Annotated in this window: 17 protein-coding genes, 3 tRNA genes and 4 pseudogenes; 9 read left to right on the top strand and 15 right to left on the bottom strand. The window is 59.3% G+C overall.

What is annotated here, in order from left to right:
- Positions 1–341 precede the first annotated feature (341 nt).
- The 6 genes and pseudogenes from JCM25414_RS23090 to JCM25414_RS13500 form a co-directional block, all read right to left on the bottom strand.
- Positions 342–493, bottom strand: a pseudogene (locus tag JCM25414_RS23090) (IS701 family transposase); the annotation flags it as partial.
- An 18-nt stretch (positions 494–511) separates the two neighbouring features.
- Positions 512–691, bottom strand: coding sequence for a hypothetical protein (locus JCM25414_RS23085; RefSeq protein ID WP_148301094.1), 180 nt, complete (start codon positions 689–691; stop codon positions 512–514).
- Positions 692–1,430: 739 nt separating this feature from the next.
- A tRNA-Arg gene (locus JCM25414_RS13515) sits at positions 1,431–1,507 on the bottom strand.
- Between the two features lie 21 nt (positions 1,508–1,528).
- Positions 1,529–1,605, bottom strand: a tRNA-Pro gene (locus JCM25414_RS13510).
- Between the two features lie 64 nt (positions 1,606–1,669).
- On the bottom strand, positions 1,670–2,152 hold the full coding sequence (gene gpt, locus JCM25414_RS13505) for a xanthine phosphoribosyltransferase (RefSeq protein WP_025841979.1): 483 nt from the start codon (positions 2,150–2,152) through the stop codon (positions 1,670–1,672).
- The gene (locus JCM25414_RS13500; RefSeq protein WP_051535896.1) at positions 2,152–2,460 is read right to left on the bottom strand and encodes a hypothetical protein; all 309 of its coding nucleotides are present in this window, start codon (positions 2,458–2,460) and stop codon (positions 2,152–2,154) included. Before JCM25414_RS13500 ends, gpt begins: the two co-directional genes overlap by 1 nt.
- Before the next feature lie 140 nt (positions 2,461–2,600).
- Between JCM25414_RS13500 and JCM25414_RS20470 the strand changes: the two are divergent.
- Positions 2,601–3,861 (top strand): annotated as a pseudogene (locus JCM25414_RS20470) (MFS transporter).
- A gap of 19 nt (positions 3,862–3,880) precedes the next feature.
- Here JCM25414_RS20470 and JCM25414_RS13490 read toward each other — a convergent pair.
- Positions 3,881–3,956 (bottom strand) — tRNA-Asn (locus tag JCM25414_RS13490).
- 143 nt (positions 3,957–4,099) lie between these two features.
- On the opposite strand from JCM25414_RS13490, the gene JCM25414_RS13485 reads away from it, so the two are divergent.
- On the top strand, positions 4,100–5,044 hold the full coding sequence (locus tag JCM25414_RS13485) for an ABC transporter substrate-binding protein (protein ID WP_025841977.1): 945 nt from the start codon (positions 4,100–4,102) through the stop codon (positions 5,042–5,044).
- Positions 5,045–5,106: 62 nt separating this feature from the next.
- Here the strand turns inward: JCM25414_RS13485 and rnhA are convergent, their stop codons facing one another.
- Genes rnhA through ispH form a run of 3 tightly spaced genes read right to left on the bottom strand, consistent with a single transcriptional unit; the run spans position 5,107 to position 7,597 of the window.
- Complete coding sequence (gene rnhA / locus JCM25414_RS13480) at positions 5,107–5,583, bottom strand: ribonuclease HI (protein ID WP_025841976.1); 477 nt, start codon at positions 5,581–5,583, stop codon at positions 5,107–5,109.
- On the bottom strand, positions 5,576–6,538 hold the full coding sequence (gene thrB, locus JCM25414_RS13475) for a homoserine kinase (protein WP_025841975.1): 963 nt from the start codon (positions 6,536–6,538) through the stop codon (positions 5,576–5,578). The genes rnhA and thrB overlap by 8 nt, the downstream gene beginning before the upstream one ends.
- 45 nt (positions 6,539–6,583) lie before the next feature.
- A complete protein-coding gene (gene ispH, locus JCM25414_RS13470; protein ID WP_025841974.1) occupies positions 6,584–7,597 on the bottom strand; it encodes a 4-hydroxy-3-methylbut-2-enyl diphosphate reductase in 1,014 nt (337 codons plus the stop codon).
- 221 nt (positions 7,598–7,818) lie between these two features.
- Here ispH and JCM25414_RS13465 point away from each other — a divergent pair, with 221 nt between their 5' ends.
- From JCM25414_RS13465 to JCM25414_RS27050, 5 genes and pseudogenes are all read left to right on the top strand, one after another.
- On the top strand, positions 7,819–8,385 hold the full coding sequence (locus JCM25414_RS13465) for a hypothetical protein (protein WP_025841973.1): 567 nt from the start codon (positions 7,819–7,821) through the stop codon (positions 8,383–8,385).
- Positions 8,386–8,480: 95 nt separating this feature from the next.
- Positions 8,481–9,089 (top strand): hypothetical protein, encoded by a 609-nt coding sequence (locus JCM25414_RS25335; protein WP_051535895.1) that lies wholly within the window; start codon positions 8,481–8,483, stop codon positions 9,087–9,089.
- Complete coding sequence (locus JCM25414_RS25330) at positions 9,023–9,745, top strand: hypothetical protein (RefSeq protein ID WP_051535894.1); 723 nt, start codon at positions 9,023–9,025, stop codon at positions 9,743–9,745. The genes JCM25414_RS25335 and JCM25414_RS25330 overlap by 67 nt, the downstream gene beginning before the upstream one ends.
- 63 nt (positions 9,746–9,808) lie before the next feature.
- Positions 9,809–10,177 carry an alginate export family protein gene (locus tag JCM25414_RS25325; protein ID WP_369346089.1) on the top strand — a complete coding sequence of 123 codons (369 nt, stop codon included), beginning with the start codon at positions 9,809–9,811 and terminating at the stop codon, positions 10,175–10,177.
- Positions 10,178–10,227: 50 nt separating this feature from the next.
- A pseudogene (locus tag JCM25414_RS27050) lies at positions 10,228–12,165 on the top strand (OPT family oligopeptide transporter).
- A gap of 137 nt (positions 12,166–12,302) precedes the next feature.
- Here JCM25414_RS27050 and JCM25414_RS21935 read toward each other — a convergent pair.
- The 3 genes from JCM25414_RS21935 to JCM25414_RS13435 all read right to left on the bottom strand — a co-directional run bounded on the left by JCM25414_RS21935 (position 12,303) and on the right by JCM25414_RS13435 (position 14,474).
- A complete protein-coding gene (locus tag JCM25414_RS21935) occupies positions 12,303–12,752 on the bottom strand; it encodes a hypothetical protein (RefSeq protein ID WP_148301093.1) in 450 nt (149 codons plus the stop codon).
- A gap of 612 nt (positions 12,753–13,364) precedes the next feature.
- Positions 13,365–13,904 (bottom strand): cob(I)yrinic acid a,c-diamide adenosyltransferase, encoded by a 540-nt coding sequence (locus tag JCM25414_RS13440; RefSeq protein WP_025841971.1) that lies wholly within the window; start codon positions 13,902–13,904, stop codon positions 13,365–13,367.
- Positions 13,905–13,916: 12 nt separating this feature from the next.
- Positions 13,917–14,474, bottom strand: coding sequence for a DUF4142 domain-containing protein (locus JCM25414_RS13435; RefSeq protein ID WP_025841970.1), 558 nt, complete (start codon positions 14,472–14,474; stop codon positions 13,917–13,919).
- Positions 14,475–14,683: 209 nt separating this feature from the next.
- Between JCM25414_RS13435 and JCM25414_RS20445 the strand changes: the two genes are divergently transcribed.
- The gene (locus tag JCM25414_RS20445; RefSeq protein WP_051535893.1) at positions 14,684–14,950 is read left to right on the top strand and encodes a DUF423 domain-containing protein; all 267 of its coding nucleotides are present in this window, start codon (positions 14,684–14,686) and stop codon (positions 14,948–14,950) included.
- Here the strand turns inward: JCM25414_RS20445 and JCM25414_RS13425 are convergent.
- Positions 14,923–15,237 carry a hypothetical protein gene (locus JCM25414_RS13425; protein WP_025841969.1) on the bottom strand — a complete coding sequence of 105 codons (315 nt, stop codon included), beginning with the start codon at positions 15,235–15,237 and terminating at the stop codon, positions 14,923–14,925. The two genes, JCM25414_RS20445 and JCM25414_RS13425, sit on opposite strands and share 28 nt — an antisense overlap.
- 109 nt (positions 15,238–15,346) lie before the next feature.
- On the opposite strand from JCM25414_RS13425, the gene JCM25414_RS13420 reads away from it, so the two are divergent.
- The gene (locus JCM25414_RS13420) at positions 15,347–15,895 is read left to right on the top strand and encodes a thioredoxin family protein (protein ID WP_025841968.1); all 549 of its coding nucleotides are present in this window, start codon (positions 15,347–15,349) and stop codon (positions 15,893–15,895) included.
- A gap of 40 nt (positions 15,896–15,935) precedes the next feature.
- Here the strand turns inward: JCM25414_RS13420 and JCM25414_RS20440 are convergent.
- A pseudogene (locus JCM25414_RS20440) lies at positions 15,936–17,615 on the bottom strand (M3 family oligoendopeptidase).
- Positions 17,616–17,618 lie beyond the last annotated feature (3 nt).

Below are 17,618 nucleotides of genomic sequence, written 5' to 3'. Positions count from 1 at the left end.
CGATACGAATGACGAGCAGATAGAGAATTGCAGCGTGAGCCTTGAGCCGGCCTCGGCGAGAAGCGGGCGAGAATGGCACAGAGCGCCATCATGAACGTGCCGCTCAAGGTGAGATCGCCCGCAATTCTAGCACTACAGTTGCGCCTTTGTTTGGGTGCGTGAGAGATATGCGGTGGCTTGATGGGGCCGCCGAAAGACGGACCATCGGAGGATATGCGGGATAGGGATCTGAGCCTGTGTGGCCTTCGCGGCGAAGCGGCGGAGTTCCTGGATTGACCACCAGATGAGCTTTTGCGTGTTGGCAATGGGCTTCTTCTGAGCGCCGCGGCATTGGCCTAAGAGCGCACGGCGGCCATCATCGCGTAGGCGAGCATGACCAGCGAGACATGGCGTTGTGAGCCGTGCCAGAAGCAGGTCTCGTTATGATCAAGGCCGAACTCGTTTCTCGCGGTTTCCAATAGCCTTCCTCTATCCGCCAGCGCCTTCCTTCGACCGCTGCCTCAGCGCGCATTCACCTTGTCTCGCGTGACTCATTACCCAGCAGCGTTTCCAAGAAGCGTCCTGCAGACACAGCAATCCGCTCCTGCCCGAACACCGGCCTCATCCCAGCCTTGACGTCCCGTAGCGCCTCCAGCGTCAGTACAAGGAGATCCTCAACAGAGGTCGCGCCATTCATCTCGCTCAAAATCATGGTTACCCATAGACTCAGAACTCCCAGAAAAGCGCAACTGTAGCGCCAGTCTGAATTCAGAAATGAAAGTTGTCGGGTACGCCGCTCGTGGAGGACAAGGAATGAGCGGCCGCCGGTATGTAAGCCCGAAGATTATTGCGCGGTTGCTATTGGGGCCGAAAGATCGGGCGCGAAAAGGACGCTCCCCTCCTTCGCGGCTATACTCTCGATTTATCCATTCTTTATTAGTTCAACAATGCCCAGAGACTGACGATCAATTGCGATCGAAGAGATTTGGATATTCCACCATCGACAGACTTATGGCGTCGTCAATGGTTGGTTGCTTGCTCACTCTCGTCGCCCTGTCAGGCTAATAATGCGTCAGGGGCGCCAGAGCGGCCCGAAATCGCCAAGCGTTAAGCACCGAGGAGCTTAACCTTTGCGCGGGATTACGGCCGAGACAAGCATGAACCCAGCTTGGACGCGCACTCTTTTCCAGCCGGATGAACGCGCAGCAGAGTGAGAAAAGATGCCGGAATCCCCGCACCGGCAGCGCGGGGACCGGCGCAGCGCCAGTGTGACAAGCTGGCCAAGGCATAGGCTGCGCACAGAGGCCGCAATCGCAGACCGAAGCATCAGACGACAAGGACTGTCCTGCTCGGAATAAGCGCTGCAAGGCTGATCTCGTGGGAGATTAGGCAACCCACCCATAGTGCATGGAAACAATCTGCAAACTCAGGGGGCCAAATGTCTGGAAAAATGGCGCGCCCTGCTGGATTCGAACCAGCGACCCACAGCTTAGAAGGCTGTTGCTCTATCCAACTGAGCTAAGGGCGCTTACCTCTTGAACCCTGGTGGTGGTCGGGGCGCCCGGAATCGAACCGGGGGCCTCTTGTACCCAAAACAAGCGCGCTACCAGGCTGCGCCACGCCCCGAACGCGCGGACCCTACCGCAACTCGCGACAGGGTGAAAGACGCGTTTTTGAAAAAAGTGAAGAATTATCCGAGGTTACGCGCCAGAGGCGGCACAAAGAGCGGTGCGGTGTCCCACGGGAACAGCACCCAGGTATCCTGCGCCACTTCCATCACATATTGATCGGTGTGCGGTTTACCGTTGGGTTTTGCATAGAGGCAGGCAAAATGCGCCTTGGGCAGCACGTCGCGCACGACCTTGGCCGTCTCACCAGAATCGACCAGATCGTCGATCACCAGAAACCCTTCGCCATCGCCCGCAGCGACAGGAGCCTTGACCACGCGTGGCTGCTTCTGGTCCTCCGCGCTCTCCCCCGAATAGCTGATGACCGAAATGGATTCGACAAGACGGCAATCGAGCTCACGGGCAATGATAGCAGCAGGAATCAGACCGCCACGTGTGACAGCAACGATGCCCTTGAACGCGCCACGCGCCATCAGGGCCGAGGCAAGGGTACGCGCATCGCGATGCAGCTGGTCCCAGGTGACGGTTGCGTAGTTGGTAGCCATCAGAACAATTTTCCTCCATCTGGCACCCGGCGATCCGGGCAGATCAGAACCATGTCGCCGGAACGATCAGGCATGCCGAGCGCCAGAACTTGATTCACAGAAGCGGTATGCAGCTGCGGATTAACCACAGCACAAACTTGCCTGCCAACAAGCTGCGGCGCCTCATAGCGTTTCGTGAGGGCCATTGTGGCGCGGCGGACACCCAGAAGTGCCCCGAAATCGATCCAGAGCATCATTTTATCGCCCTCTTCTCGCGCCGAGGCGACTGTCCCGACACGGATATCGGGCTGCACAGGATCGGAAGGCATGGCGGATGCCGCGATTCGGCGGGGAGATCACGTTCTGGGTTCATCGGCGGAACCTGCCTGCAAGGCCGTCGAAATGCAATCGACTCGATACGGCTGCGCGCTGGCTCTGCCTCACGCCCTCTGCTTATAGTGAAGACGCCATGCCAGACCCCCATACCCCCACTGAACCCTCCCCCGCGCCAAACGATGCCCTGAGCGCCATCGTCGGCCTGCGCCCCTTTCTTGCCGGGCGCACCCTTTCCGCGCTTTCCGCCCAGGTTCTTGCCGTTGCGGTCGCATGGCAGACCTATGCATTGACCCATAGCGTGGCGGCACTCGGCCTCATCGGCCTTGCGCAGTTTCTGCCCATGCTGGCCTTGGTCTTCATCTCTGGCCATGTGGCCGATCGCTATAATCGCAAGCGTATTGTGCAGATCTGTCAGACAATCGAGATCATTGGCGCGTTTGCCATGGCGCTCCTGAGCTTCACAGGACAGCTCGCTCCCTGGGCACTTTATGTACTCGTCGCCTGTTTCGGCGCGCTGCGCTCTTTCGAAGGCCCGTGTCAGCAGACATTTCTGCCCTCGATCGCCACACCCGCCCAATTCCCGAAGGCGGCGGCTCTTTCGGCGTCTTTGTTTCAGACAGCCTCGATCATCGGCCGTCTCTCGGGGGCCTGCTTTACGGCTTGGGCGCCGATTTCTGCTACCTGACCTGTGCCATAGGTTTTTCGGTCGCCCTGATTTCGACCACACTTCTCAAGCTCCGCCCCTATGTGGGAAGCCGCTCGCCCATGAGCCTCGAATCGCTGTTTGGCGGAATCGCGTTCCTGCGTCGTCGGCGCGATCTGCTGGGGGCCATCTCCCTCGACCTGTTCGCCGTGTTGCTGGGCGGCGCCACTGCCATGCTGCCAGTCTATGCCGATGACATCCTGCATCTTGGCCCCATCGGCTTGGCATTCTGAGAGCCTCTCCCGCAATCGGCGCCCTGCTCGGCTCATTGTTCCTTGCGCGCTATCCGCTCAAGAGCCATGCCGGGCCGATCATGTTCGCTTCGGTCGGTATTTTTGGCATCGCCACGATCGTGTTCGGCATCTCGCACTCTCTTGCCCTGTCAGTGCTGTCTCTCGCTGTTCTCGGCGCGGCTGACGTGGTGAGCGTGGTCGTACGTGGGGCACTGACGCAATTGGCAACACCTGATGGCATGCGTGGCCGCGTTTCGGCCGTCAACATGCTGTTCATCGGCTCCAGCAATCAGTTGGGGGAATTTGAGAGCGGCATGCTGGCCACCGCCATTGGAACCGAAGCCGCTGTCGTCGCGGGCGGTATCGGCACACTGATCGTCGCAGGGCTCTGGATCAGGATGTTTCCGCGTCTGTGGACGCTCGATCGCCTCGATACGATCAGGCCGGATGAAACATGATTTTAAGGGGAAAAATGCCTGGCTCCCGAAGTAGGACTCGAACCTACGACCCAGCGATTAACAGTCGCTTGCTCTACCAACTGAGCTATTCGGGACCGGCGAGGCACTATCTAGCGAAAGCTTTTCATGGGGTAAACCCCCTTTGTCATTTTTTTTGCATATGGAGTCATTCTTCTGATGGCAGCGCTTCCCGTCGTCTTCTTCTCATGGGTGCAGGGGGCGTTATCCTGCTACAGCCTTGCAAACGCGGAACTTCTTCCATCGTCACAAGCCCATTCAGACCGATGGCAAGAAGCGCCATATCCGTCTCGCCTGGCCTGAACCCGATTACGACCCCCTGCTCTGGCTGTGCCAGCAGGGCATTTTCGGACGCTACAATCTGACAGTCGATCTGGTGGAAACACCAGGTGGCAACAGCGCCATCGACGCGGTCGTCACCAATCGCGCCGATGCGGCGTTGAGCCCCCTGCTCGACTGGCTGCCTGCGCTCTATCAGGATGAGGAAAACGAATTGCCTGCGCGCCTCGCCTGTGGTGTGCGCGGCGGCAGCTATCGTCTGCTCGTCAGACGCGCTCTCAATCTGCACAAAATCGGCAATCTCGCCGGCAAAAAGATCGGTGTCCTGAGTCTCGAAGGAGCGGATCGCCGATTTGTCAGCATCCAGCTTCGGCGCCGTGGCCTGCATCCGACCGATTCGGTACAATGGGTCGCGATCACTGCCGATGACATGGCCGACGCCCTTCGTGCCGGAGATCTCGATGCCGTCGCCGTGCATGATCCGATTGGATGGAGAATCCTCCAACAGACCAAAGGTGTGAGCTGGAACATGCTCGACAGCATGACCGGCGCCGAACGAGAGCGGATCGATCTCACTTTGGGGGTGGCCACCAAGGCTCTGACGCAGGATCCAGGCCTTGCCGCAGCGCTCACCGCCGCCTTGCAGGATGCACAGAACGAATTTCCGGCCCATCGCGACGAACTGGCGCGTTTATGGAAGAAGGACACCGATGCGCCGGAAGAAGCCCAGGGTATGCTCGATCGTGAAATCGCGAGTCACGCTGTGACGGGGCATCCCTTCCGGGTGCAGGTCGAGCAATATGTCGATGAACTCAAACTGATCGGCCTGATGCCCGATGCCGACAAAACGACCGATATCGCCCATCGCATCTGCCTCGCCGTCTGAGCCCTCTTTCGATCAAGGGTGAACGGGAGAGAGGCGTCTGACCGCTCTCCCGTAGCGCTCAGTCAGCCGTGCTCGATCGATTCGCGGGCAGCTGTCGCGATCTGATCGACGCGTTCGTTATTCACATTGCCACTATGGCCGCGCACCCAGAGCCATTCGACCTTATGGCGCTTCTCCGCTGCCAGAATACGCTTCCAGAGATCGAGATTTTTCACAGGGTCACCGGCAGCATTGCGCCAGTTGCGACGCACCCAGCCCGTATGCCAGCGCGTGATACCATTACGCAGATATTCGCTATCCGTATGCAGCGTGACCTTGCAGGGACGCTTGAGTGCCTCGAGCGCTTCAGCAGCGGCAGTCAGTTCCATACGGTTATTCGTGGTTTCCTGCTCACCGCCCGAAAGCTCACGCTCATGCCCCATGGAGCAAAGGAGCGCCCCCCAGCCACCCGGCCCCGGATTGGGCTTGCACCCGCCATCGGTCCAGATTTCGACAAAAGGGGCATCGTCGGGCAGAGGGGCCTTGTCATCTTCAGACATGTAAAAGCCCCTTCGCGTCGTCACGCCATGCCATCAGACGGTGATAATAAGCCAGTGGGTCCTTGCGGGTCACGATGGCGTCTTGTGGCGTATTCACCCAGTCATAAAGCCGGGTCAAAAGGAAGCGTATCGCCGCCCCCTGCACGAGGACGGGAAGAGCTGCCTTCTCTTCGGGCTTGAGCGGGCGAACCGATTGATATCCCCCCATCAGGCCGGCCATCAGCGCGGGCGACGCCGTGACGTCATCCGGAAAGCACCAGGCATTGAGGCAGATCGCCAGATCATAGGCCAGCAAATCCGTGCAGGCGAAATAGAAATCGATCAGACCGGATACACTGCCTTCCTGAAAGAAGACATTATCGGGAAACAGATCTGCATGGATCTGACCCGTCGGAAGCGCGCCTTGTGCGGGCCAGTCGCGCAGCACAGTGCCGATGGCCTCGCCAAGCTCGCACGTCAGGTCAGGACGAAGCGAATCGCCCGCGCCGTTGCAGGAATCAAGAAGGGGCTTCCAGGCTTGCGGCCCGAGAGAATTCGCCCGCTTCGCTCTGAAATCCTCACCCAGAAGATGAAAGCGTGCCAGAGACTGCCCCAGGCTGAAACAGGCAGAAGGGGTAATCGTCGTAATCGGTCGGCCTGGCAGAAAAGTCGTAATGGATGCAGGCTTGTCCATAAGGCGGCGAAGCGCCACCCCGTCACGAGCGACGACTGGCGTCGGACATTTAAGCCCACGGCGGGAAAGATGCTGCATCAACCCCAGAAACCAGGGCAGTTCTTCGGCACGAACGCGCTTTTCGTAGAGCGTGAGAATGGACCGTCCTGCCTCTGTTTCGAGCAGGTAATTGGTATTCTCGACACCCTCGGCAATGCCGTCGATCTGCACGAGCGGCCCGAGATCGTAATCCGCCAGAAAGGTCTCAAGCCTCTCCGACGGTATGGTTGTATAGACCGCCATGATCTCAGGCGGAAAACAGGAAGGTCATGATGGTTTCGTCAGCCCTCAGACAGGCTCGCCGAGCGGGCTCGGCAGACGGAACGCCACATTTTCCTTCTTCACGATACGCTCTTCGATCTGAAGCTTGTAGCGTGTCGACAAGGCATCGACCATTTCCTGAACCAGAGATTCAGGCGCCGATGCCCCCGCAGTGATGCCGACCGTGCTCACTCCTTCGAGCGCGCTCCAGTCAAGTGAGGCGAGCTTGGGCACCAGCAGGGCTCGCTTGGCGCCCGAACGCTCGGCCACCTCACGCAGACGCTGCGAATTCGACGAATTGGGCGAGCCGATCACGATCACCAGGTCGCTCTCAGGCGCAATCGCCTTGACCGCTTCCTGGCGATTGGTGGTGGCGTAGCAGATATCTTCCTTCTTCGGCCCTTCGATCAGCGGGAAACGCTCGCGCAGAATCGCCACGATCTCGGAGGTATCGTCGACCGAGAGTGTCGTCTGCGTGATGAAGGCAAGGCGCGACGGGTCGGCAGGCTGCACGGTGCGTGCTTCTTCCGCATCGTTGATCAGCGTCACAGCGCCGTTCGGAAGCTGGCCCATGGTGCCGACCACTTCGGGGTGGCCTGCATGACCGATCATCAGAATATGGCGGGCATCGGAACCGCCACCGGCGAAATGACGCTCGGCTTCGCGATGGACCTTCGATACAAGCGGACAGGTCGCATCCAGATAAAGCAGGTTGCGGCGCTGCGCTTCGGCAGGCACCGATTTCGGCACGCCGTGAGCCGAAAACACGACATGACCATCGGCGGGCACTTCGTCGAGCTCTTCAACGAAAATCGCGCCCTGCTCTTCGAGATTCTCGACGACGGTGCGATTATGCACGATCTCATGGCGGACATAGACGGGCGCGCCATAGCGGCGCAAAGCTTCTTCCACCACGCGGATGGCCCGATCGACGCCGGCGCAAAAGCCACGCGGCCCGGCCAGGAGGACACGAAGCGTTTGCGCTTCAGATCCCTGTTCCGAGGACGCTTGCGGGCGTGAAGTGGTCAAGGTGTCGGGCATGGTGTTCCCCAATCTCACGGCAGGCGGTATATGCGAACAAGCCCCAAGGCAGCACGCATGATGAATGATGCAACGCTTCGCGATATGGGCTCGCATATGGGAGCTACGCAACCCGTTGCCAGTATGCAAGCCCGTCATTGCACGATCATTCGGCGTCGTGTCGCCTTCTTACCATACCGGGCTCGTTTTCCGCACCGGTGAATAGACGAAGAGCCTTGTCCATGACCAGATCCGCCCGCCACTTCCTGCCCCTTCTCGCCCTGATCGGTTCTTCGGCCGCCCTGACAGCGTGCAACCAAGACGATCAGAGTGCCTTCGCGCCTACCTGCCCCCCGGTCGAGATTCTCAGCCGGGCGGCCGATTTCTACCAGTATGATGGCCATGGCCTCGATGCCGGCAGCCTGGTGACCCATGCTGGCATGAGCGGTCTGACCGGCAATTGCGAAGCTGGCCCCAAGAAAAGCGTGCGCTCTCGCCTGAGCCTTTCCGTCGTTGTCGAGCGCGGCCCAGCCTCCGATGGCAAGGATATCGTTCTGCCCTATTTCGTAGCGGTGCTGCGCGACGGCAAGATTCTCGAAAAGAAGGAATTCGATTTTCCCGTTTCTTTCGCAGGCAACCAGTCGACAGTGACGCTGCGCACCCCGGTGCGAATCATTGACGTGCCCGCCTCGCCTGATCTGCAGCAGACCAATTACGCACTCAAGGTCGGGTTTCAGCTCAGCCATGAGCAGCTTGATTACAACCAGACCCATCTGCGCCCCGCAAAATTTACGGCTCACACAAATTAATAGACTATCTGGAAACGTGCTTTATTAAAAACACGTTGTAATAAGTTTCCACGCTGATAATCTGGAGAACTATCTTCTCTCCGGAACGTTCTGCCATGCGCTCTCGTCACGCCCTGCCTGCTTTCTTCCTGCTTGCAGGCGTGTCTCCCTGTGTCGCTTATGCTGCAACATTCCCAACCGCTGTCGATAGCCCCCCTGCGCTCGTTCAGGCCAAGGCCCGAAAGCTGGTCGACCCGACAGCGACCGACGAGCATCTCACAGTCAACGGCACCCAGCGACCGGAAATCCAGAATTATCCCCATGCTGGTCCGGTCGGGCAGCCGCGGCGCGTCACCCCCCTGCAGAACAAGGCGCCCCATGGCACCCAGGGCGATTGGGGCATTTTTACACGGGGCAACGGTGAATCTGCCGGGTTCGGGCCCGTAGGTCGTTATGGTATCGCGCCCTGGGCAGAAGACTGGTCATTCCTGCGCGACAAGAAACGCCACGACGATCTGTTCGACCCGCTGAAATACATCCCTCTCACGCGCAACGGCTCCTGGTGGCTCACTTTTTCAGGCGAAACGCGCCTGCGCAACTGGTCGGAGGAGGCGCCGTTTCTCGGCACGCGTGGCACACCGGATCAGGGCGTTTTGCCGTGCGCAACCTCTACGGCGCCGATTTGCATCTCGGTGAGCATGTCCGGTTTTTCGGCCAGCTCGTGAATGGCGATGCTGCGGGCTGGGGGGGCTACGGCTACAACGCCACGTTTCGAAAGCGTCTTGATTTGCAACAGGGCTTTGTCGAGCTGCGAACCAGGCTCGCCAAGGCAAAGACCGGGCTGATCATTGGGCGACAGCAATTTCTCGATGCCCCGTCCTATATTCTTTACAACCGCGAAACGCCGGACGTACCGCTTGCCTGGAACGGTGTGCGTGGCTACGCCATCTGGCCGCGCATGCGCGCCGATGTGTACGATTTTGTCGGCACGAACATCACCTTCAATAAGATGTTCCATGATCGTGTCGATTGGAGCACGCGCCTGCACGGCCTGGACGTCACATGGGCGCCTCCCTCCTTCGCGCTCGGATCGGAACGGATCTCGTCCTTCCTCGATCTTTTCCTCATCGCCTTTCGGGTGGGGGGGAGCTCGGCAGCACTGCCTTACAACAAGACGACACTCAGCGGCACGACGGCGCGACAGAATTACGGGTTCCGCTGGTACGGCGGCGCACCTTCTTTCGAATTTTCAGTGGGTGGGCTCTATCAGGGCGGCAGTTTCGAGCTGAACCGCACAGGGCAGAACCGCACTGTCTCGGCCTACGCCTTCAATGCGATTGCGGCTATCGCCACACCCCCTCGCCGCTTCATCCCTTCATAGGCTCCAGGCCGATCTCTATTCCGGCGGTTCGTCGCGACGCAATGACGCGCCGTCGGCACCTATATCGCGCCGTTCAACCCGCAGACCAATTACCTCGACACCACCACCTATATCGCACCAAGCAACCTTGTCAGCCTGTCGCCGGTCATTCGCCTGACGCCGCGCAACTGGCTCAGCCTTCAGTTCAAAAGCCCGCTTTTTTGGCGCGCCTCTACTGACGATGCCGTCTATGGCCCTTCCGGCGTCTATGCTTTCACCAATCTGCGTGGTGGTTTTATCGGCATCGTGCCCCAGGCATCCCTGACATTACAGCTCAACCGCCATCTGACCTGGACACAATATGGCGCCCGCTTCATCGGGTCTGACGGATTGCGGGCGGCAGGGGGAAAGAGCGGGAGCTATTACCAGTCGAACTTCGTCTTCCGTTTCTAGACACTTCGTCGTAGGACCTGTTCCTTACGTTATCGAGACAGAGAGACAGCATGACTTCGGCGACACGGGAACTGACCATTCGAGGACTCGTTCTCGGCGCCCTGATCACGATCATCTTCACCGCTTCCAACGTCTATCTGGGCCTGAAAATCGGCCTTACCTTTGCCTCCTCCATTCCCGCGACCGTCATTTCCATGGCGGTGCTGCGGGCGCTGGGCGGCAGCACCATTCTCGAAAACAATCTGGTCCAGACCCAGGCCTCGGCCGCAGGCACGCTGAGCTGCGTGTTTGCCACCATACCCGGTCTGGTCATGATCGGGTTCTGGAGCGGCTTTCCGTATTGGGAGAGTTTTTTCATCACCCTGCTCGGCGGCGCTACGGGCGTGCTGTTCACCATCCCCCTGAGACGCGCCCTGGTCACCCACAGCGCCCTGCCCTATCCCGAGGGCGTTGCCTGTGCCGAAATTCTGCGCGTAGCCTCCCCCGAGGGCAACCAGCAGGCGCTCAAAGCCCTGATACGCGGCAGTCTGATTGCGGCTGGCCTGACATTTCTCAGTACGGGTGTCAGAATCATCAGGGATGGCTGGAGCGCGACATTCTCCCTCGGCCCCTCCGTCTTTCGCCTTCAGGGCGCCTATTCGCTCGCCCTGATCGGCACGGGCTATCTCGTCGGCCTCGGCGGCGGGCTTGCGATGCTTGCAGGTGTCCTGATCGGCTGGGGCGTTGGCGTGCCGTGGCTCTGCACGGTGGTCGTGCATCCTGCCGGGGTTTCTGCGGCCGATTTCGCGACTGGGCTCTGGGTCCACAAGATCCGCTTCATGGGGGCGGGCACCATCGCCGTGGCAGCATGCTGGACGGTCTTTTCGCTTATCGGCCCGGTCCTGCGCGGATTACGCGAGGCGTTTTCACAGACCCACCGCGCCAGCCTGGACGAGACAGATCGCGATCTCCCTCCCATCGTCATGAACCTGCTGCTCGGTGCCCTCATTCTCGGGCTTGGTGCGCTTTTCACGCTCTTCCTCTGGCCGATCACGCCGCATGATTTCTATCTCGTCGTCATGCTGGGCCTCGGGCTCGCTGCCTGCCTCTTCATCGGGTTTCTGGTGGCGAGCGCCTGCGGCTATATGGCGGGTATCATCGGCTCGTCGTCATCGCCCATCTCGGGGATTTCGATCATCAGCGTCGTCGCCCTGTGCCTGGCGCTACTCGCTGGAAGCCCTCCACCTCGTGCCCGACGCGCTCTCGGCCCATGATCAGCATAGCGCCATCGCCTATATCCTGTTCGTTCTGACGGCACTCACCGGATCGGCAGCCATTTCAAACGACAACCTGCAGGATCTGAAAACCGGGCAACTGGTGGGTGCCTCGCCGTGGAAGCAGGAAGTCGTGCTCCTCGTCGGCTGCGTCGTCGGCGCGCTCGTCATCCCGCCAGTTCTGAATGTGCTCTATCAGGCTTACGGTTTCGGCAGTACCCTGCCACGCCCCGACATGGACCCGTCGCGGGCTCTTGCCGCCCCGCAGCCTGCCTTGATGGCCGACATCGCCCGAGGCATTCTGCTGCGCAATCTCGACTGGACCATGATCCTGATCGGCGCGGCGATTGGCGTCGCCTGATCATCATCGATCGTCTGCTGAAAATCCGTAATCTCGCCATGCCGCCGCTCGCCGTTGGCATGGGCATTTATCTTCCCGCCGATGTGTCGGTCACCATCGCCATTGGCGCCATCATCGCCTTCTTTTTCGACCGTACGCCCCATGGGGCGTCTCACAGCGATGACAGCACTGGCACTATGGTCGCCTCGGGGTTCATTGTTGGCGAAAGCCTGATCGGTGTGGTTATCGCCGTGCTCAGCGGCATGACCGGCCACACCGATCTGCTGACCATCCCGGTCGGCGAGGCCTTCCAGAATCTGACGGGTATCGCCCTTTTCGCCCTCTGCCTTGTCTGGTTTGCACGCACGCTACGCAAAGCCAGTCGCGCTCTCTGATCAATCGGCCCCGGTTCTTCACGCCGATCGGGCGCCAACAGGCCCAATACAAAAAGACCGACCGGAAGAGACTTCCCGGTCGGTCTTTTTTATTGCCTCAAATGCGATGCACCTGCATGCGGAACCCGGCAGAGAGTCTATTCTTTCCACCAGCGCACCGGCTCGGGGTCACCAGACAGGACAGAAACTTCCTTGACACGCGGCGGGCGCCCTCTGCCTCTCTTGATAACGGGCTCTACCGTTCCCTCGACCGCCACCACTGGTTCGACGCGACGCTTCTGGTTTTCCTCGCGTAGTCTGGAAAGCTCAACCTGAGCTTCGAGCAGCGCCTGCTCAGCCTCGGCACATTTCGCTTTCAACTCGGTCACATGCAGTTTTTCATGAACGAGATGGGTTTCAAGCGTGCGCAACTGCACCTGCACATTCCCCAGATCACGCTGGGCGTCCTCCGCACGGCGCTGCTCGTGCTTCAGCAGATTACGCATACGTGACAGCTCTTCTCCGTGGTCGTCACCCTGAGAAGATGGCGCGCGCAGACTGGCGCGTGAGAGCTGATGATGCTCGACGACGACCTGCCCCTCCTGCACGAAGCGGCGGCGCCTTTGGTCAGGAGCAACTTTCTGATGGCCGCCCTGCGAATGTCTCTTGTTACTTTTGGAGCCCAGCCGCTCCAGCGCGAGGCGAAGTGAATCCTCGCTGAGCTCACCATCCTGGTTCGTATCGTTATTATAAAAATCTGAGTCGATACCCACTTTATGTCTTCCGATTTGAGAAAATCATCTTGATCTTATGCGCCCGTCTCGGCTCGTCCAGCATGCGCTTCTGCGCCTGATCTCTAGGAAGGCCGAACTTGTCTTGCGGCCTGCTCCTAAACGAAATCGCCATAATTGTCACCTCAAGGGCTCTCCTTGTAGAAAAGAACCGGGCGACAGATGTTACTTGGATAAAGAAAGAATACGCAGTATTAAAAACCTGTGAATTACTGATTTTTTCTTCCCACGAAGTGAATCGACCTTCGGCAATCAGGTTCGTAATTTCTGGAAAGAATAGATCAGGCACGAATTTGCAGAAACCAGAATGGCCCCGCTTACCGCTCTTTTGAGCAATATCACAAAAACTTGTTGCGATACAGCATTCGTTTCATTTTGACAGACATTGTGTGGAGGATACGGGCGCAGCGCCTCCTCCACACATCCATTTCAGGTTTGATCGCGCTGCCACAAAATGTCAGAGCGACCATCATCGTTCATATGGCGCGCAAGCACGAAGAAATAATCGCTGGAACGGTTCAAAAACTTCACGGCTGAGGCAAGACGCGCCTGATCGAGCGCCACGACACGCCTCTCGCTGCGCCGCGCCACGACACGCGCCATATGCGCCCAGCTTGCTCCGACCGACCCACCGGGCAGAACGAAGCTCGTCAGAGGCTGCTGGCTCTCGCGCAAGGCGACGATCTCGGAGTCTAGCCAGATGACGCCCTCGGCGACACGCCCCCCATCATCCTCACGCTCCGGGATACAAAGAATCGCCCCCAGATCGAAAAGGAGGTTCTGGATGCGGGCCAGCGCATCGCGACCTGGGCAATGCAGCCGCACGAGCCCTACCACCGCATTGAGTTCGTCGACGCACCCCATCGCTTCGATCAGGGGATCATCCTTCCGGATACGTGCCCCGTCTCCGAGCGAGGTCATGCCTTGATCACCGCCGCGGGTAACAATCCTGTCGAGACGAACACTCACGAGCAGCCCCTCTCAGCGCGTGGATTTGTGCGTCTTGCGCACAGCAAGCTTAGGCATCCAGCTATAGGCCGATGAGATGACCTGCTTATCCAATGTCTGCAGCCCTGCCGCCGCATTCCTGATATCGCTGTCCTTCGTGGTAGCTGCCGAGGCGATGGCTTGTTCATTCCCCTGCGACTCGTTACGCAGCGCTGTTACATAAGCCTTGTCAAAGGCCGGTCCATGCAGATGCGACACGCGATCGATCGTCGCCTGATCGCTGGCCAGAGGCGTTTCGGTCAGAGTGAGGTCATGCTTGCTTGCCAGTGTCGCCAGCGTCTTGCGGTGCGCGTCGTAGTTCTTTTCGGTCGTTTGCGCGAGATCCTTCACCTCGGTCGCGCGTGCATGGTCCGCAGCGAGTTTGCTCAGCGCGATCTGGGTCAGATCGTGCTCGTTGGCTTGCTGCAGGAACGCCGCGTCAGCCGTCGTGAAAGGCGGCGCCTTGTCTGGCAGGGGGGGCAGACGCGGATAGCCGGGCGTGCACGCGCAAAGCGGCAGGGCCGCCAATCCGATCCAGAAACCAGCTTTCATGATGATGACCTTTACTTCTTACTCTATGAGGACTGGCATAGACTGCCAGATACCTTGATCTGAACCCATTGAAGACGAAAGTGTTCCGCCCATGCTGCCATGCAACGTCTGATTTTCATTTTCTGCGGCATTTTCGGTTGCCTCGCCGTCATGCTGGCCGCCCTGGGCGCACATCTGCCCGATCAGCCTTCGTCACCGGCGGACGAGCCATGTTGTCACGCGGGGTTGAAATGCTGATGTGGCATGTGCTTGCCCTGCTCGCACTTGGCGTCAGCGGTAGCGCCATTCTGCGCTGGGTCGCTCTGCCAATGGCGCTGGGCACGCTGCTTTTTACCCTGCCAGTTGCCTCACTGGCGTTGAAAGGGCCGAATATCGCGTTTCTGGCGCCTTTCGGTGGCACGCTGACCATGCTGGCATGGCTGAGTCTGGCCGTTCTGGCCTGCTTCGCTCACCGCTTCAAACGTGCGATGAAATAGACCAGCGCCGTCTGCACACCAAGCGCAACAAAAAAGCAGCAAAGCATGATGCCGACCAGAATGAGCTGCTCGCGGCCCAGGCTGGTATCGATGCCAAGCAGGGAATAGAGCTTTTGCCATGCATCCGTTCCCGCCACCCATTGTACGCCATGCGACAGGAACGGAACGAACCGGATCAGAATCGCCAACACAAGCGTCAGCCCGACGAGCCCTGTCGTGCGAAGCAGGGTCGTGGTGATAGAAACTTCTCCCGTTGCCCCTTGCGCTTCATTACGTTGTTTCATCATTGGCCCTTTGTGCTCTTGTATTCCCCGACGGGACGAAACATTTCATACTCTCGCTGTTTTTCAACCACCCCGCCCCCAAACCTTTTTCAAGTTCCGAAAGGCCCGCATCGTGCTGAAACGCAAATTTGGCGTCCTGACCTCCCTCGCCCTCGGCCTCTCCGCGCTTGCTCCCGTTGCGCTTCCCTATGCAAGCGGCACGGCATTCGCCGAAGACGGTCCGCCGGCACCGCCGAAGATCGACAGCTCGGTGCAGATCACGCCGGCAAAGGATGTTTATCCCGATATCGCCCTCGCCAAGACCCAGGTTGAGGAGGCCTTTGCAACGGCAGCACGTACGAAGCGCAAGGTCCTGATCGATTTCGGCGGCAATTGGTGCCCCGATTGCCGCATGCTGGCCGGGCTTTTCAATCAGCCGGAAGTCGCGCAATGGCTCGAATCCCAGTTTGTGGTCGTGCCGGTCAATGTCGGGCGCATCGACAAGAATCTCGATATCGCCCAGCAATTCGGCGTTACGATTCATGAAGTCCCGACCGTGCTGATCGTCACACCGGGCCGCAAGCTACTCAATGCCGATGGGGCAAACACGCTCGGCAATGCGCGTGCCATGTCGTCGCAATCGGTGCTCGACCTGCTCGATAAATGGAACCGCCGCGGCTGAAATCGGCCCTGCCCCCTCTCGCGAGAGAGGGGGCATCTCTTCACATCATGAGCATCTGCTCGGCTTCATCCACGATTTCGGCCAGAGCATCGTCCTCAAAAGGTACGGTCAGCCCGGCATTGCGCACCAGCGTGCAGAAGGCCTGACTTCCCCCCGCCTCACACAGCCCGCGATAGAGTTCGAGTGCACGCGAGGCATCGACCTGGGCAATCAGCCAGATCTGAAGCGCCACGCAGAGCGCCAGCGTGTAATCGATATAATAAAAGGGCGACCCGTAAATATGGCGCTGGGCCTGCCAACGGCCCCCCTTCGCCGGATAGGCGAGATCACCCAATCGCGCCAGGGTAGATATTGCTTCTCCAGCCTCTGCCATGTGGCGTGGCGCTCTTCAGGGCTCATCCCCGGCTTGGCATAGATCTCGTGCTGGAAATGATCGACACATGCACCATAGGCAGAAAGCTCAGGCTCTCGATCAGATGCAGACGCCGATACCGCTCACCTGCCCCCTCTTCCACCAGCAGATCGATCTCGGGCCAAGTCAGGAATTCGAGGCCCATCGAGTGGATCTCCGCCCCCTCCATGGTCGGCCAGAGCATGTCGATCATGGGCAGATCGCGGCTTTTCCAGTTCTGGAAAGCGTGACCCATCTCATGGGTAAACACGCCGATATCACCGTGAGTGCCATTGAAGTTGGCAAAAATGAACGGTGTGCCCTGCGTCGCAAATGACGTGCAGAAACCGCCTCCCGCCTTGCCGGCACGGTTCTTCAGATCGAGATAATTCTTCTCGACCATCTCCGAGAAGAAAGCGGCCATTTCGCCGCTCTCGTCCAGACGGGTGAACATCTCCTTCGCCCGCGCGATCATCAGATCGTAATCGCCTGCAGGGCCAGGATTGCCTCTCGGATCAACCAGCGCCTCATCCAGGCTTTCAGGCTGTCCCATCCCATTTCCAGCTGGCGGCGCTGCAAAAGGGCCTGAACCAAGGGCGTGACATGGCTCGCGATACGCTCGCGAAAACGCGCGACATCCTGCGCATTGTAGTCGGTGCGTCGCATACGACGATAACCGAGATCGATATAGGAATCGAAACCAAGCGTATGGGCCATGCCGGTGCGCAGGCGCACGAGATCATCGAAAACACGGTCGAGCTGCGCGCCGTTCGCCTCATAGAATCCCCAGCGCGCGGCCTCAGCCTCATGCCGTGTGACGCGGTCAGGGTCCTGCTGGAAGGGCTCCAGCCCGGAGAGATTATGGCTTTCCCCCCGAAAGGCGATTTCCCCGGCGGCAAGCAGGGCAGTATATTCCGCCGAAAGACGCGCCTCTTCTGCGAGCATGGCCTCTATACGCACGTCAAATGTGGTGATGTCTGCATCCCAGAGCGCAAGCACATGCGCGTCCAGATGCGCTGCTGCCTCATCGCGACGCGCGAGAACGCGCTTCTTGATCTGTGTCTCGAGATTGGTGGCATAGGGTGTCAGACTATCGGCGTAGTCGCGGGCGGCAACGTAATCGGCGTTGCGCGTATCCTGCGAAAAGCGCAGCTCCACCAGAGCCGACCAGGATTCATAGGCGCGACGCTGGGCGTCGAAAAGCGCGAGCCCACGCGCGAGATCGCCACCATCCAGCGCAGCGCCTATCGCCGCATAGGCCTGATCGAGGGTCTCTCGCGTGGGTGTCGGAAAATCCAGAGTATTGAATTCGGGAAAGGATGTGATCATGCG

Source organism: Asaia platycodi JCM 25414, assembly GCF_000614545.1.
Taxonomy (GTDB): domain Bacteria; phylum Pseudomonadota; class Alphaproteobacteria; order Acetobacterales; family Acetobacteraceae; genus Asaia; species Asaia platycodi.
This window is presented reverse-complemented; position numbering and strand designations above follow the sequence as displayed.